At 62.8% G+C, this 12,250-nt stretch carries 17 protein-coding genes; 14 read left to right on the top strand and 3 right to left on the bottom strand.

Going from position 1 to position 12,250, the window contains the following annotated elements; genetic code table 11:
* Nucleotides 1–160 precede the first annotated feature (160 nt).
* On the bottom strand, nucleotides 161–1,447 hold the full coding sequence (locus INT29_RS15915) for an adenylosuccinate synthase (RefSeq protein WP_193072342.1): 1,287 nt from the start codon (nucleotides 1,445–1,447) through the stop codon (nucleotides 161–163).
* A 275-nt stretch (nucleotides 1,448–1,722) separates the two neighbouring features.
* Here INT29_RS15915 and INT29_RS15910 point away from each other — a divergent pair, with 275 nt between their 5' ends.
* The 3 genes from INT29_RS15910 to INT29_RS15900 all read left to right on the top strand — a co-directional run bounded on the left by INT29_RS15910 (nucleotide 1,723) and on the right by INT29_RS15900 (nucleotide 4,459).
* Nucleotides 1,723–2,436, top strand: a complete 714-nt coding sequence (locus tag INT29_RS15910) for a YcnI family protein (RefSeq protein WP_101572767.1) — start codon at nucleotides 1,723–1,725, stop codon at nucleotides 2,434–2,436.
* Nucleotides 2,437–2,442: 6 nt separating this feature from the next.
* Entirely contained in the window at nucleotides 2,443–3,048 is a 606-nt protein-coding gene (locus tag INT29_RS15905; RefSeq protein ID WP_193072340.1) for a copper resistance protein CopC, read from the top strand.
* 136 nt (nucleotides 3,049–3,184) lie between these two features.
* Nucleotides 3,185–4,459: a PLP-dependent aminotransferase family protein gene (locus INT29_RS15900; RefSeq protein WP_193072339.1), complete on the top strand. Its 1,275-nt coding sequence runs from the start codon at nucleotides 3,185–3,187 to the stop codon at nucleotides 4,457–4,459.
* Between the two features lie 84 nt (nucleotides 4,460–4,543).
* Here INT29_RS15900 and INT29_RS15895 read toward each other — a convergent pair whose 3' ends face one another.
* Nucleotides 4,544–5,242 (bottom strand): TetR/AcrR family transcriptional regulator, encoded by a 699-nt coding sequence (locus tag INT29_RS15895; RefSeq protein WP_193072338.1) that lies wholly within the window; start codon nucleotides 5,240–5,242, stop codon nucleotides 4,544–4,546.
* 63 nt (nucleotides 5,243–5,305) lie between these two features.
* Here INT29_RS15895 and INT29_RS15890 point away from each other — a divergent pair, with 63 nt between their 5' ends.
* From INT29_RS15890 to INT29_RS15845, 11 genes are all read left to right on the top strand, one after another.
* On the top strand, nucleotides 5,306–6,061 hold the full coding sequence (locus tag INT29_RS15890) for an SDR family oxidoreductase (RefSeq protein ID WP_193072336.1): 756 nt from the start codon (nucleotides 5,306–5,308) through the stop codon (nucleotides 6,059–6,061).
* 27 nt (nucleotides 6,062–6,088) lie between these two features.
* On the top strand, nucleotides 6,089–6,418 hold the full coding sequence (locus INT29_RS15885) for a nuclear transport factor 2 family protein (RefSeq protein ID WP_101572758.1): 330 nt from the start codon (nucleotides 6,089–6,091) through the stop codon (nucleotides 6,416–6,418).
* Between the two features lie 202 nt (nucleotides 6,419–6,620).
* Entirely contained in the window at nucleotides 6,621–6,890 is a 270-nt protein-coding gene (locus tag INT29_RS15880; protein ID WP_193072335.1) for a hypothetical protein, read from the top strand.
* A complete protein-coding gene (locus tag INT29_RS15875; protein ID WP_193072334.1) occupies nucleotides 6,887–7,339 on the top strand; it encodes a fluoride efflux transporter FluC in 453 nt (150 codons plus the stop codon). The genes INT29_RS15880 and INT29_RS15875 overlap by 4 nt, the downstream gene beginning before the upstream one ends.
* Nucleotides 7,336–7,713, top strand: coding sequence for a fluoride efflux transporter CrcB (gene crcB, locus INT29_RS15870; protein ID WP_193072333.1), 378 nt, complete (start codon nucleotides 7,336–7,338; stop codon nucleotides 7,711–7,713). The genes INT29_RS15875 and crcB overlap by 4 nt, the downstream gene beginning before the upstream one ends.
* Nucleotides 7,714–7,726: 13 nt before the next feature.
* On the top strand, nucleotides 7,727–7,852 hold the full coding sequence (locus INT29_RS20475) for a hypothetical protein (protein ID WP_264298590.1): 126 nt from the start codon (nucleotides 7,727–7,729) through the stop codon (nucleotides 7,850–7,852).
* Entirely contained in the window at nucleotides 7,825–8,229 is a 405-nt protein-coding gene (locus INT29_RS15865) for a hypothetical protein (protein ID WP_193072332.1), read from the top strand. The genes INT29_RS20475 and INT29_RS15865 overlap by 28 nt, the downstream gene beginning before the upstream one ends.
* 17 nt (nucleotides 8,230–8,246) lie before the next feature.
* Entirely contained in the window at nucleotides 8,247–9,668 is a 1,422-nt protein-coding gene (locus INT29_RS20680; protein WP_193072331.1) for a sensor histidine kinase, read from the top strand.
* Nucleotides 9,665–10,330 carry a response regulator transcription factor gene (locus tag INT29_RS15855; RefSeq protein ID WP_101572747.1) on the top strand — a complete coding sequence of 222 codons (666 nt, stop codon included), beginning with the start codon at nucleotides 9,665–9,667 and terminating at the stop codon, nucleotides 10,328–10,330. Before INT29_RS20680 ends, INT29_RS15855 begins: the two co-directional genes overlap by 4 nt.
* Before the next feature lie 106 nt (nucleotides 10,331–10,436).
* The gene (locus INT29_RS15850; protein WP_193072330.1) at nucleotides 10,437–11,078 is read left to right on the top strand and encodes a DUF4956 domain-containing protein; all 642 of its coding nucleotides are present in this window, start codon (nucleotides 10,437–10,439) and stop codon (nucleotides 11,076–11,078) included.
* The gene (locus INT29_RS15845) at nucleotides 11,078–11,938 is read left to right on the top strand and encodes a polyphosphate polymerase domain-containing protein (RefSeq protein ID WP_193072329.1); all 861 of its coding nucleotides are present in this window, start codon (nucleotides 11,078–11,080) and stop codon (nucleotides 11,936–11,938) included. The genes INT29_RS15850 and INT29_RS15845 overlap by 1 nt, the downstream gene beginning before the upstream one ends.
* On the opposite strand, the gene INT29_RS15840 is transcribed toward INT29_RS15845, so the two are convergent.
* Complete coding sequence (locus INT29_RS15840; RefSeq protein ID WP_193072328.1) at nucleotides 11,919–12,179, bottom strand: hypothetical protein; 261 nt, start codon at nucleotides 12,177–12,179, stop codon at nucleotides 11,919–11,921. The genes INT29_RS15845 and INT29_RS15840 overlap by 20 nt on opposite strands.
* Between the last annotated feature and the right edge of the window lie 71 nt (nucleotides 12,180–12,250).

The following is a 12,250-nucleotide window of genomic DNA, read 5'->3' as shown; positions in this document are numbered from 1 at the left end:
CCCCATCCGGACTACAACACTGAGCACAGCGAAGGGCAGGACCGACATGATCTGTCGGTCCCGCCCTTTACTGTTCACCTGTCTCAGGCGCTCAAACGTCTACTTCGCGATGCGTTTCCCACTCTTAAGTCTCACAGAGCTTCAGCCTCGTGAAGGAGCCTCAGTCCAGCAGGTCATGCCTGACGATCGACTGTTCGCGGTCGGGACCGACGCCGATGACCGACATCCGGCAGCCCGAGCGCTCCTCGAGTGCGAGCACGTACTTCTGGGCGTTCTCCGGCAAGTCATCGAAGGTCCTGGCTCCGGTGATGTCCTCAGTCCAGCCGTCGAAGTATTCGAAGATGGGCTTGGCGTGGTGGAACTCGGTCTGCGACATCGGCATCTCATCCTGGCGGACTCCGTCGACTTCGTAGGCCACGCACACGGGGATTCTCTCGATGCCGGTGAGCACGTCGAGCTTCGTCAGCACGTAGTCGGTGAAACCGTTGACGCGTGCAGCGTAACGGGCGATGACAGCGTCGTACCAACCGCAGCGGCGCGGACGTCCGGTGTTGACTCCGAACTCACCGCCGGCCTTCTGCAGGTACTCCCCCATGTCGTCGAAGAGTTCCGTGGGGAATGGTCCGGCACCCACACGTGTGGTGTAGGCCTTGACGATTCCGACGACTCGGTTGATGCGGGTGGGGCCGATCCCCGAGCCGACGCAGGATCCGCCGGCAGTCGGGTTCGACGAGGTCACGAACGGGTAGGTGCCGTGGTCAACGTCGAGCATGGTCGCTTGGCCACCCTCCATGACGATGACTTCGCCACGGTCGAGAGCATCGTTGAGCAGCTGCTCGGTCTCTGCAACGTAAGGGCGCAGGCGTTCGATGAAAGGCTCGAAGTATTCGACGATCTCCTCGACGTCGACGGCCCGACGGTTGTAGACCTTGACGAGGAGTTCGTTCTTCTGCCGCAGCGAACCTTCGATCTTCTGGCGCAGGATCGACTCATCGAAGATGTCCTGGACGCGGATTCCGAGGCGTCCGATCTTGTCCATATAGGCGGGCCCGATGCCGCGTCCGGTGGTGCCGATGGCACGTTTGCCCAGGAACCGTTCGGTCACCTTGTCCAGGGTCTGGTGGTAGGGCGCGACGAGGTGGGCGTTGGCCGAGATCCGCAGCTTCGACGTGTCTGCTCCGCGGGATTCCAGAGCCTCGATCTCCTCGAACAGTGCTTCGAGGTTGACGACGACGCCGTTGCCGATGACCGGGGTGACGTTGGGTGAGAGGATGCCTGCCGGCAACAGTTTGAGTTCGTACTTCTCACCGCCGACGACAACCGTGTGACCTGCGTTGTTCCCGCCATTGGGCTTGACCACGTAGTCGACGCTGGTCCCGAGGATATCGGTCGTTTTGCCTTTACCTTCGTCACCCCATTGGGCGCCGACGACAACGATTGCTGGCATGAGAGTTGTTCACCTCGAAGTGAAGGGAGGGGATGTCATTACCGCATTAGTCTACTGGGTCACTGTGACACGGCAGGCGTCGCACCCCACCTCGGCGCAGATGTGAATCCAGACGCCGAAGGTTTCAACATCCACAACGCGCTCGACCCGAATCCTTGCGCCCACCGGTGCAGCCCCATGAGAGCTGGCTTCCGTCGAAGCCCAGGAGTACCATTTCTACGTAACGTAGAAATCCGTCGGCGTCACCGACGGCACCCTTCCAGCAAGGAACCGCAATGCCCCGTGCACGTATGCGATCACTGACGATTCCCGGCGTGGGCGCGGTCGCCCTCTCCCTCGGCCTCGTGTTCACGGGCCCCGGAGCAGCCTCGGCCCATGTCACCGTCGAACCGGACTCGACTGCCGCAGGCTCCTACACTGTGATGACCGTCAGCGTCCCCCACGGATGTGAGGGCAAACCCACCGAAAAGGTCCGGATCGGTCTGCCAGACGAGCTCTCCGGAATCACACCGAGCGTGAATCCGAATTGGAAGATCACGTCCGTCCACGAAGACGGCGACAAGACCAAAGACGTCAAGGAGATCGACTACACCGCGAAGACGCCGCTGTCGGCGGATCAGCGGGACTCCTTCGAACTCTCCCTCTTCCTCCCTCCCGAGACCGAGGGGAAGACCCTGGTATTCCCGACCACACAGGAATGCAAGGGCGCTAAGACGAAATGGGATCAGGTGCCCAAGGAGGGCCAGTCAGAGGAGGACCTGGACTCCCCCGCCCCGTCCTTCACTGTCACCGCCGCCGAGGCTGACCCCTCCGCAGGCGCAGCCCCCGACAGTTCCGAATCGGCCCAGGATCCCTCGGGTTCGGGCGAGCAGGCAGCCAGCGAAAGTTCCGCAGCACCCCTGGCGCTCGGAATCATCGGAGTCGTCCTCGGTGCCTTGGGGCTCGTCGCAGGCGGTATCGCACTGCTGCGCACGCGGCGCAGGTCCTGACCGACGATGAACCAGATCTCACGACTGACTCACCTCATCCTCGCCGCGGCGGCTCTGGCACTCGCCCTGGCACTCGGTGTGTCAGCGGTGCCGGCCTTCGCCCACGATCAGCTCGTCGAAGCGACGCCGGGCGACGGGGACACCGTCGGTGCCGCGCCCGACGCCGTCGAAATGGTCTTCAGCGGATCTCCACAAAAGGTCGGCAATCAGATCCGAGTCGAGCACGATGGTGAGAACGTCGCCACGGGCGAACCCGAAACTCAGTTCCACACGATCACGCAGAGCCTCGAATCGGAGCTGACCCCCGGTGACTACACCGTCGACTGGCGAATCGTGTCCGAGGACGGCCATCCCGTCAGCGGCACATTCTTCTTCACGGTCAAGGGAACAGGCGACGAGGCGAATGAGACCGAATCGGCGCCTCAGCGCACAGACACCTCGGCAGCCACCGGCCCCAAGCGTTCAGCGGGTTCCGACAGCTCGTCTGCCAGCGATGACGACGGGTCGGGCTCCATCGGCCTCATCACGGTTTCGTCCGCCGTCGTCATCGTGATCGCCGCGTTCATCGTGTTCGTCGTCGTCCGTACGAAGCGATCGCGCAGACACGACTGACACCGTCCTTGTTCCCCGGCGCTTCGTGGACTTATGCTGAGGCCACCACTAGTTCCGTCGTTCGGGCACGTTGCTCCTGAACCTCGTCGGAGACAGAGTCGACTTCAGGGCACAGGCGCCCGTGGAAGGCCTGCTCATGTCCATCACGAGTTCGTCAACACCATCGTCAACCGCATCTGCGAGTGCCTCACTTCCCTTCGCCAGCCGGGCTGAGCACCTCGTCGGCTCCGTCATCGATTCCTCCGTGGCGATGCTTGCCACCTACGATCACGACATCGTCAAATTCGGCATGGGCGCACCTGCCCCAGACATGCTGCCGTCCGAGGATTTCGCCCGGATCGCGAACAGCGTGTTCACCCCCGAGAGCTTCACCTATGGGGCAACGGAGGGCGAACCGGTCCTCATCGACGCGCTGCTGAACTACCTGCAGGAGACCGGTCAGATCCCTGCCGAGCATTTCGGCAACCGTGACCGTCTGGTCATCACCACCGGCGGCATGCAGGGAATCGACCTCGGGTTCAAACTCTTCGTCAGCCCCGGAGACCTCGTCCTCTGCGAGGCTCCCACGTACACGAACGGCTCGGCCACAGCACTGAGCTATGAGGCCGAGATCGCCGAGGTGCCCGTCGACGAAGAGGGCATGCAGGTGGACCTGCTCGAAGACATCGTGGCGCGGGCCGGGCGGGCGCCGTCTGTGATCTATACGGTCCCGACATTCCAGAACCCAGCCGGAGTGACGATGTCACTGGCCCGGCGCGAGAAGCTCCTGGAATTCGCCCACCGCCACAACTCGGTCATCCTCGAAGACAATCCGTACAGCACGCTGCGCTTCTCCGGGGAGGACCTCCCTTCACTGAGCCAGCTCAGTCCCAACGATCCGCTGATCTTCGGCGTGCGCACCTTCTCCAAGTTCGTCGCCCCCGGGTTGCGCGTCGGCTGGCTCGACGCCGACCCGGAACTGCGCGGCCTCATCATCAATGCCAAGCAGGTCATGGACTCGTGCACGAGCCTGCCGACTCAGCACATGGTCGCGAAATGGCTCAACGACGGCAACGCGGAAACGCACGTCGCCCATCTGCGCCGCTCCTACGGCGAGCGCAAGCAGACCATGACGTCCGGTCTCGAACGGCTCTTCGGCCAGGAGGTACGCTCGACGGATCCCGACGGGGGCTTCTTCCTGTGGGTGACGTTCAACGACGAGACCGTCAACACCGAGGACCTCATGTCAGTGGCTCTGGAGGAAGGCGTGGCCTATATTCCCGGCACGGCGTTCTCCCAGACCGGTGACTTCACGAACGCGCTGCGGCTGTGCTTCGCCTCGGCGGAACCGCAGCGTATCGAGGAGGGTCTGCAGCGTCTGCGCCGAGCCGTCGACAAGTACAACTCGGCTCGCTCCCACGCCTGCCACTGACTCAGCGCTGACGAGGTTTCCCTCGAGCGCGGCGTTCGATCACTCGAGCGCCGCGTTCGTGCCCTTAAGCGCGGCACTCGCGCTCTAGAGCTTCCCGTCACCCTCGCCGAGGCGGCTGATCCATTGGATGAGCAGCGCGGTCTCGGTCGTGCCGAGAATCTCCGGGTGCGCCGCCGCGCGCTCGATGACCGAATGCCCCAAACGCCTCTCATCGTCGCCGGCCTGCGCTGTTCCGGTGATCGCCGCGAGCACACCTTCGCGCACTCCTGCTGAAAGGTCCGGGTCGTCCTTGCCCTGGATGATCAGGCGCAGGGTGACTCCGATGTTCGTCGCCAAGATGTGGGCGGCTGCCTGCTCGTAACCGACCACCAACCGCCCCTGCCCCTCGGCCTGCCGTGTCAGCGAACGCAGGATCTCACTGGGCTTCGACTGCGCCTCCGGCGAATACCCAGGCCGCACCTTGCCGTACATGAGCGTGTAGAAGCCCGGGTTCTCCAACCCGAAGGACACATGCGCATCCCAACCCATCCGCAGGTCCTGAATCGGGTCCCCGCTGGATTCAGAGGCGGACTTGGCCGACAGGTACATGTCGAAGCCACGTTCGATGACGGCCTCGATGAGCCCCTGCTTATTGCCGAAAAAGTGATACAGAGTCGGCATCTTCACGCCCACCGCATCACAGACCGCACGCAGCGAGAAATCCTCACCGGGAGCCGCAGCAATAAGGTCCGCAGCCGCATTGAGCAACCGGGTCCGTGTATCGATTGAGGCCATGTCTGTCATATCGCTATATTATCGTGTATTGTCGATATAACACGATATACCACCGATATAGATGGAGACGACATGACCAACCATTCGCTTCAGGGCAAGACACTTCTCATCGCCGGCGGCGGCAAGAATCTGGGCGGGCTCATCGCCCGACAGGCCGCCGAGGCAGGTGCCGATATCGCCATCCACTACAACTCCGAGTCCTCCCGCTCCGAGGCCGAAGAGACGCTCGCCGCGGTCGAAGCCAGCGGGGCGAAGGGCGTGCTCCTGACCGGAGACCTCACCCAGCCCGCCAACGTCGAGACGCTGTTCGCCGATGCCACCTCGGCGCTGGGGACGATCGACATTGCGATCAACACGACCGGCAAGGTGCTGCGCAAACCCATCGCGGACACCACGGAAGACGAGTACGACTCGATGTTCGACATCAACTCCAAGGCCGCATACTTCTTCATCAAGGAGGCCGGGAATCACCTGGCCGACAACGGGAAGATCGTCACGATCGTCACGGCGCTGCTCGCGGCGTTCACCGACGGCTACTCGACCTACGCCGGAGGCAAGAGCCCGGTCGAGCACTTCACCAGGGCGGCGGCAAAAGAGTACGCAGAGCGCGGAATATCGGTCACGGCGATCGCACCCGGCCCCATGGACACCCCTTTCTTCTACGGCCAGGAAACACCTGAGCGGGTAGAGTTCCACAAATCGCAGGCCATGGGCAATCAGCTCACGCGGATCGAGGACATCGCACCGATCGTGCGTTTCCTCGCCACCGATGGCTGGTGGATCACCGGCCAGACGATCTTCGCCAACGGCGGATACACCACCCGCTGAGTCGACCACAGAACTTAAGGAGACACCATGTCAGATCTGCAGATTCCCGAACCCGTCGCCGGCTTCATCGACACCGTCAATGCCCACGATGACCAGGGATTCTTGGACGCATTCACCACCGATGGCACGGTCGATGACTGGGGCCGCGAATTCACCGGACGTGAGGCGATCAGGGCCTGGAGCGACAAGGAATTCATCGGCGCGACCGGCACACTCACCCCCGAAGAGGTCAGTACCGACGGCGATGAGATCACCGTCATCGGTGACTGGCGCTCAACACACGCAAATGGCCGGTCGTCGTTCGCCTTCGTCGTCGCCGGCGACAAGCTGAGCAGAATGACCATCCGCGAGGGCTGAAACCTCCCCTCTCCGTCATATTCAGTGTCAAGGAACCGCCGGATGCCTGTCATCCGGCGGTTCCTTCGCATGCCCCCTGTGGCAGAATGAAGGGGACGCACACCAGCGTCGCGGCGGTGGGGCTCGCCGTACCCAACCTCGGTTCTCCGACAACAGTCCCTACCTCAACCGGCGTCAGCATGCCCGAAAGGTAGGAGATCCCATGCACAGTGCACCCATCGTCGTCGGCGTCGCCCCCGGCCAGCCCGCCGAGGTGGCCCCTGAGTTCGACCCGGACCTGCACTCCGCGATCTCCGAGATCCTGCGCGGTTCGACCGTGGATTGGACGACCCGGCGGCTCGCCGGCTGCCCTGCACAGGAACTGACCCGCATCGCCGAGGAAGTCGACGCACAGATGATCGTCGTCCCACTCGCGTCGAGTCACGAACCAGCACCGTCGAATCCCGAAGGCTCCAAGGGAGGCGATCGATGAGCCGGCCGAATTCCTGGCGAGCGCCGCACCGGCGACCGGCGCACCTCCGGCTCCCCTATCTCGGCCTCGCCGTAGTCGGCGGCACCCTGGGCACGGCCGCACGCGAGACGGTGTCACTGGCTTTTCCACCACTGGCTGGGATTCCGGTGGCGATCTTCGCCGTCAACATCCTCGGCGCGTTCCTGCTCGGTCTCCTTCTCGATGCGCTGGCCCGCCTAGGTCCCGACGAGGGACGCCGACGCACAGTGCGCATCATGGTGGGCACCGGCTTCATGGGCGGTTTCACCACGTACAGTGCGCTGGCCACCGATGCTGCAACGCTCATCGGCAGCGGCTCTCCCGGCACCGGCATCGCCTATGGCCTGGCCACCCTCCTCATCGGCGCGATTGCCACCTGGGCGGGAATCGCAGCGGCGAGCGCAGCCCATGATCGCCGAGGTGCGCAATGACTCCGTTCCTCTTCATCGCTTTGGCCCTGGCCGGCGGCATCGGCGCAGCGGCACGGATGCTCCTCGACGGCCTCATCAAGTCACGTGTGAATGGGGCGATCCCGTGGGGGACGATCATCATCAATGTCAGCGGATCCCTCGCATTGGGCCTGCTCACCGGACTGGCCACGTCCCACATCCTGCCCGAGGCCTGGCAGCTTGTGATCGGCACGGGATTCCTCGGCGGGTACACGACGTTCTCGACGGCCAGCTTCGAGACTGTACTCCTCGTTCAGGAGCGCAGGTGGACGGCCGGCCTCATCAGTGGTCTCGGGACGCTGGTCCTTGCGACCACTGCGGCAGGGCTGGGACTGTGGGTCGGCGGACAGCTGTAGCTGCTGGAGCCGTATGCCCACCTCACCCCAGCCCAACTCACCGGCACATCATGAGAGCATTCTCATCGCTGCGGCGCCCAACCTCGGCGCCGCTTCGTCCATACTTGTCGTATGGGACGCTACGGATGGCTTCTGGTGATCGGGGTCGTCCTCCTCGGCGCTTTGGGCTGGTTCGGCGCCGGCAAGACGCTGGCCGAGGACGACACTCACCTCGGCCCGCCGGTAGTCGTCCCGACGCCGACAGCACCCCCATCGCCCCCCACGCCTACGGATGAGCCGACCCTCGACACGTCCCAGAGCCCGGCACCACAGCCCTCTGATTCGAGTAATTCCACCGGAACCGCCCATGGCGCAGACCGAATCAAACCAGGTCCGCCCAGGACTGCTGGCGACGATGACGATTACGATGACGATGACGACGACGATATCGACGACGCAGACGATGACGATGACGACCACGACGACTCAGACGATGACGATGACGACGATGACGACGACCGATACGACGATGACTGAGCTGGGCGAGGACGTGAATGTCTGAGATCCGCCGAGGCGTGACCGCCCGCACGCGCATCCTCGGGTGGATTCTGCTCATCCTCACCATCGCCGTGTCGATCATCGTCGTCACCACTGCCCGGGCAGAGCTCTCCCGTGTCAAGGTCCAGGCCCACACTGAATTGCAGCACGAGGTGGAGAAGTTCCGCGACTTCGCGAGCAGCCCGAGCTCTGGCGACGGCGGAGGCTTCAACTCCGTTCAAGCACTGATGACCAGCCATCTGCAGAACAACCTGCCCGAACACACAGAAACGTTCTTCAGCATCGTGGATGGGAAAGAAGACCAGCGCAGCGTCGACAATCCGCCCTTCCGGCTCGACCAAGATGCCGAGTTCGTCGCTGAGGCTGCCAAGGTGACTACTCCCGAAATCAACGAACGTTCCACTCCCGCCGGCCCGGTGACCTATGCGATCGTTCCCATCCAGATGCAGGGCAGCTCGCAGACGGGGCAGCTGGTCATCGTCGAATACCTCACCCCCGAATACGACGAGGCATGGGCGACGATCTGGACCATGACGATCATCGCCGTCATCGCTCTGGCCATGGCGGGAATCTTCGGCTGGCTGGTCGCCGGACGGGTACTGTCCCCGATCAGGCAGTTGAGCGAAACTGCGTCGCGGATCGGCGAAGAGGATCTCAGCCGGCGGATCGAGGTCACGGGCAATGACGATGTGGCCCACCTCGGCGTGACCTTCAACCGGATGCTCGACCGGCTCGAAGCCGCGTTCGCCGGCCAACGGCAATTCCTTGATGATGCTGGGCACGAACTGCGCACCCCGATCACCGTCGTCCGCGGCCATCTCGACGTCATGGGCGATGACCCCGAAGACCGGGAGTACACGCTCGACCTCGTCGGAGATGAGCTGCGACGCATGTCCCGACTTGTCGACGAGCTCATCATGCTCGCCGGCAGCGAAGGTCCTGACTTCCTCATGCTCGCACCGACGGATATCACCGATCTGGTCTTCGAAAGCTTCTCCAAAGCAACTGCCCTGGGTACGCGCAACTGGGTCATCGATGCCACCCCTGAAGCGTTCGGCATCGTCGACGAGCAGCGGCTGACCCAGGCACTGCTGCAACTGGCCGCCAACAGCGTCGATCATACCGACACCGGTGACACCATCGCCTTCGGCGGCCGCACCACAGCCGACACCATCGAACTGTGGGTCCGAGACACCGGATCCGGTGTGGCCGAAGAAGACCGCGAACGCATCTTCCAACGCTTCGCCCGCAGCAAGAAGGCCAAACCCGGCAGACGCGGGACGGGGCTTGGCCTGACGATCGTCGACCGCATCGCCAGGGCTCACGGTGGTAGCGTCTCAGTCAGCTCAGTTGAAGGAGAGGGAGCGACATTCCTCATCGAATTGCCATGGCACCATCCGGAAATGGAGGACCAGTGACCCGCATTCTCATCGTCGAAGACGAGGACCGAATCGCGTCCTTCGTGAACAAGGGGCTGAAGGCAGAAGGGTACGCAACCGAGATCGCCGACGACGGTTACACCGCGATCGACCTCGTGCGCACCGGACAATTCGACCTCGTCATCCTGGACCTGGGCCTGCCTGGGCTGGACGGCTTCAGCGTGCTGCGCCTGATCAGAGGCGAACGCCACGATCTCCCGGTCATCATCCTCACCGCCCGCGAATCGACCGAGGACACCGTGGCAGGACTGTCCGGCGGTGCCGACGACTATATGAGCAAGCCCTTCGCCTTCGACGAGCTGCTGGCTCGTGTCCGACTGCGGCTGCGTCCCTCCACCCCGCAGGACCCGAGTGTGCTCAGGGTTGGCAGTCTGGCCCTCGACATCCGCACCCGCCGGGCACTGGTCGGGGAGCGTGCCATTGAACTCAGCTCACGCGAGTTCACGCTGCTTGAGGTCTTCCTCCAGCACCCTGACCAGGTGCTCAGCCGAGCCCAGCTGCTGAGCAGAGTGTGGGGACTCGATTTCGACCCCGGCTCGAATGTCGTCGACGTCTATGTCAGGTATCTGCGGGAGAAGCTGGGCCACGACACGATCGAGACTGTCCGCGGGGCGGGGTATCGTCTGCGAGTCATCGACTGATCATCGAGGTGAGCGCCGCAGAGATGTGAAAGCTCTCATCTTCACCTCATCGTCGCCTTAGATGGGGACGACAGTCTTGATGGTGAACGTCATCAAGGAGGAAAAAATGTCGCTTGTTCTCGCACTGGGCACTGACCTGGTCGCCATTGTCATCCTGGCCTACGTCCTGTACTTCCGCAGGCACCGTCGCCGTGATCTGCTGCTGTCCTATGTGGCACTGAATATCGGAGTCGTTGCCGTGACGCTGGCGCTGGGCTCGGTGGAGGTGGGTGTCGGGTTGGGCATGGGCCTCTTCGGCATCCTCTCGATCATCCGGCTGCGCTCGGATCAGATCACCCAGCAGGAGATCGCCTACTACTTCACCGCACTGGCTTTGGGTCTCCTGGCTGGACTGCATCCCGATCCTGCCTGGCTGACACCGACGCTCTCCGCGCTGGTCCTGGTCGCCATCGCTGTGCTCGACAGCCCCATGATCGCGTCCTCGACGCACCGTCACACGCTGACACTCGATCGCGCGATCACCGATCAGGACGAGCTCATCGCTCACCTGGCCGACATGTTCGCCGCCGATACCGTACGAGCAGAGGTCCTCGACATCGATCTGGTGCGAGACACGACGCTGGTCGATGTGCGATACAAGACTAAGCCCCACCGCAGGTCACAAGCGCCTCAGACATCTCAGACAGACCACCTGGCTGACAATCACATCGCGTTGGGCACGCGGCCTGAGCATCCGGTGGACCTGTAATGACAATGACCAGAACCCCCATTGCCGAGGCGGTCCCAGCGATGGCCTCGCCCCACCTGGACCTCGCTGACCTGGACGAACTCGATCAGGCTGCCGAACTCACCGCGGCCAACGAGTTGGATGCGCAGCTGCTGCGCATGAACTCCATCTCATTGGGCGAGCTCAATTCGCAGGCCCGTCTCATGACTCGTGTCGATCGGAAGTACTTCCTGCCGAGGGCCCTGTTCGTGGAACTGCTCAAGGCCACAGAGGACGACTTCAGCGTGCTGGAGATCGGGCAGAAGAGATGCTTCGAGTACCGAACCGTCTACTTCGACTCCCCAGATTTCCGGTTCTTCCGAGACCATGTCCAGGAACGTCGTCACCGGTACAAGGTGCGAACGAGAACCTACGTGGAGACCGGCACCTGCCACCTCGAGGTCAAGTCGAAGGGTTACCGGGGACAGACCGTGAAGGAGCGAATCCCTCACTCCACCGATCGCCCAGGGTCACTGTCGGAGACCGACATCGGGTTCATCGATTCGATCATCGGCGGCGACTCGCACCGCCGGGTCCCTGCCGACCGATTGGAGCCGGTGCTTGAAACCATCTACGACCGGATCACTCTGTGTCATGACCATCAGCGACTGACGTGTGACCTCAACATTCGCGCGGTCAACGGGGACGAGACCCATGACGGTCCCGATGATGTCCTCGTCGAGACGAAGTCCGCCGGTGGCGGCGGCATCTGGGACGCGCTGCTCAAACAACACGGCGTCCGACCGCACAAGGTCAGCAAGTATTGCGTAGCCGCGTCACTGCTCTACCCGCAGCTGCCGAGCAACCCGTGGAAACAGACGATCAAACGTTACTTCGAGTGAGTTCGCGGCTGAAGGGGCTGCCGTGTTCAGCGATCGCGACCAGACCTCCCATACGTTTACCGCGTAAACCCTCCAGCATCGAAGCAATCAGCACGACAACTGGTTTGCGCTTGTGAATAACTGAATCAATTGATATGTTATTTACGTTGTAAACACCCGGATACATCCCCACCTGAATATACAAGGCGCCTCCAGCTCGGCCGGAGGCGCCTTGTACGTCAAGTAGAGGAACAACCATCATGGGCTGATCTGATGTCGATGGCCGTGGCCCCACCGCTGAAGCGGCAGGGTCACGGCCATCGCTCGTTGCCC

Origin of the sequence: Brevibacterium sp. FME37 (genome assembly GCF_014897485.1) — a bacterium.
In the GTDB taxonomy this organism is placed as follows: Bacteria; Actinomycetota; Actinomycetes; order Actinomycetales; family Brevibacteriaceae; genus Brevibacterium.
This window is presented reverse-complemented; position numbering and strand designations above follow the sequence as displayed.

Bases quoted from the DNA above. Each gene is read 5' to 3' on its own strand.
- INT29_RS15915 (WP_193072342.1), bottom strand. From the start codon at position 1,447: ATGCCAGCAATCGTTGTCGTCGGCGCCCAATGGGGTGACGAAGGTAAA.
- INT29_RS15910 (WP_101572767.1), top strand. From the start codon at position 1,723: ATGCCCCGTGCACGTATGCGATCACTGACGATTCCCGGCGTGGGCGCG.
- INT29_RS15905 (WP_193072340.1), top strand. From the start codon at position 2,443: ATGAACCAGATCTCACGACTGACTCACCTCATCCTCGCCGCGGCGGCT.
- INT29_RS15900 (WP_193072339.1), top strand. From the start codon at position 3,185: ATGTCCATCACGAGTTCGTCAACACCATCGTCAACCGCATCTGCGAGT.
- INT29_RS15895 (WP_193072338.1), bottom strand. From the start codon at position 5,242: ATGACAGACATGGCCTCAATCGATACACGGACCCGGTTGCTCAATGCG.
- INT29_RS15890 (WP_193072336.1), top strand. From the start codon at position 5,306: ATGACCAACCATTCGCTTCAGGGCAAGACACTTCTCATCGCCGGCGGC.
- INT29_RS15885 (WP_101572758.1), top strand. From the start codon at position 6,089: ATGTCAGATCTGCAGATTCCCGAACCCGTCGCCGGCTTCATCGACACC.
- INT29_RS15880 (WP_193072335.1), top strand. From the start codon at position 6,621: ATGCACAGTGCACCCATCGTCGTCGGCGTCGCCCCCGGCCAGCCCGCC.
- INT29_RS15875 (WP_193072334.1), top strand. From the start codon at position 6,887: ATGAGCCGGCCGAATTCCTGGCGAGCGCCGCACCGGCGACCGGCGCAC.
- crcB (WP_193072333.1), top strand. From the start codon at position 7,336: ATGACTCCGTTCCTCTTCATCGCTTTGGCCCTGGCCGGCGGCATCGGC.
- INT29_RS20475 (WP_264298590.1), top strand. From the start codon at position 7,727: ATGCCCACCTCACCCCAGCCCAACTCACCGGCACATCATGAGAGCATT.
- INT29_RS15865 (WP_193072332.1), top strand. From the start codon at position 7,825: ATGGGACGCTACGGATGGCTTCTGGTGATCGGGGTCGTCCTCCTCGGC.
- INT29_RS20680 (WP_193072331.1), top strand. From the start codon at position 8,247: ATGTCTGAGATCCGCCGAGGCGTGACCGCCCGCACGCGCATCCTCGGG.
- INT29_RS15850 (WP_193072330.1), top strand. From the start codon at position 10,437: ATGTCGCTTGTTCTCGCACTGGGCACTGACCTGGTCGCCATTGTCATC.
- INT29_RS15845 (WP_193072329.1), top strand. From the start codon at position 11,078: ATGACAATGACCAGAACCCCCATTGCCGAGGCGGTCCCAGCGATGGCC.
- INT29_RS15840 (WP_193072328.1), bottom strand. From the start codon at position 12,179: ATGATGGTTGTTCCTCTACTTGACGTACAAGGCGCCTCCGGCCGAGCT.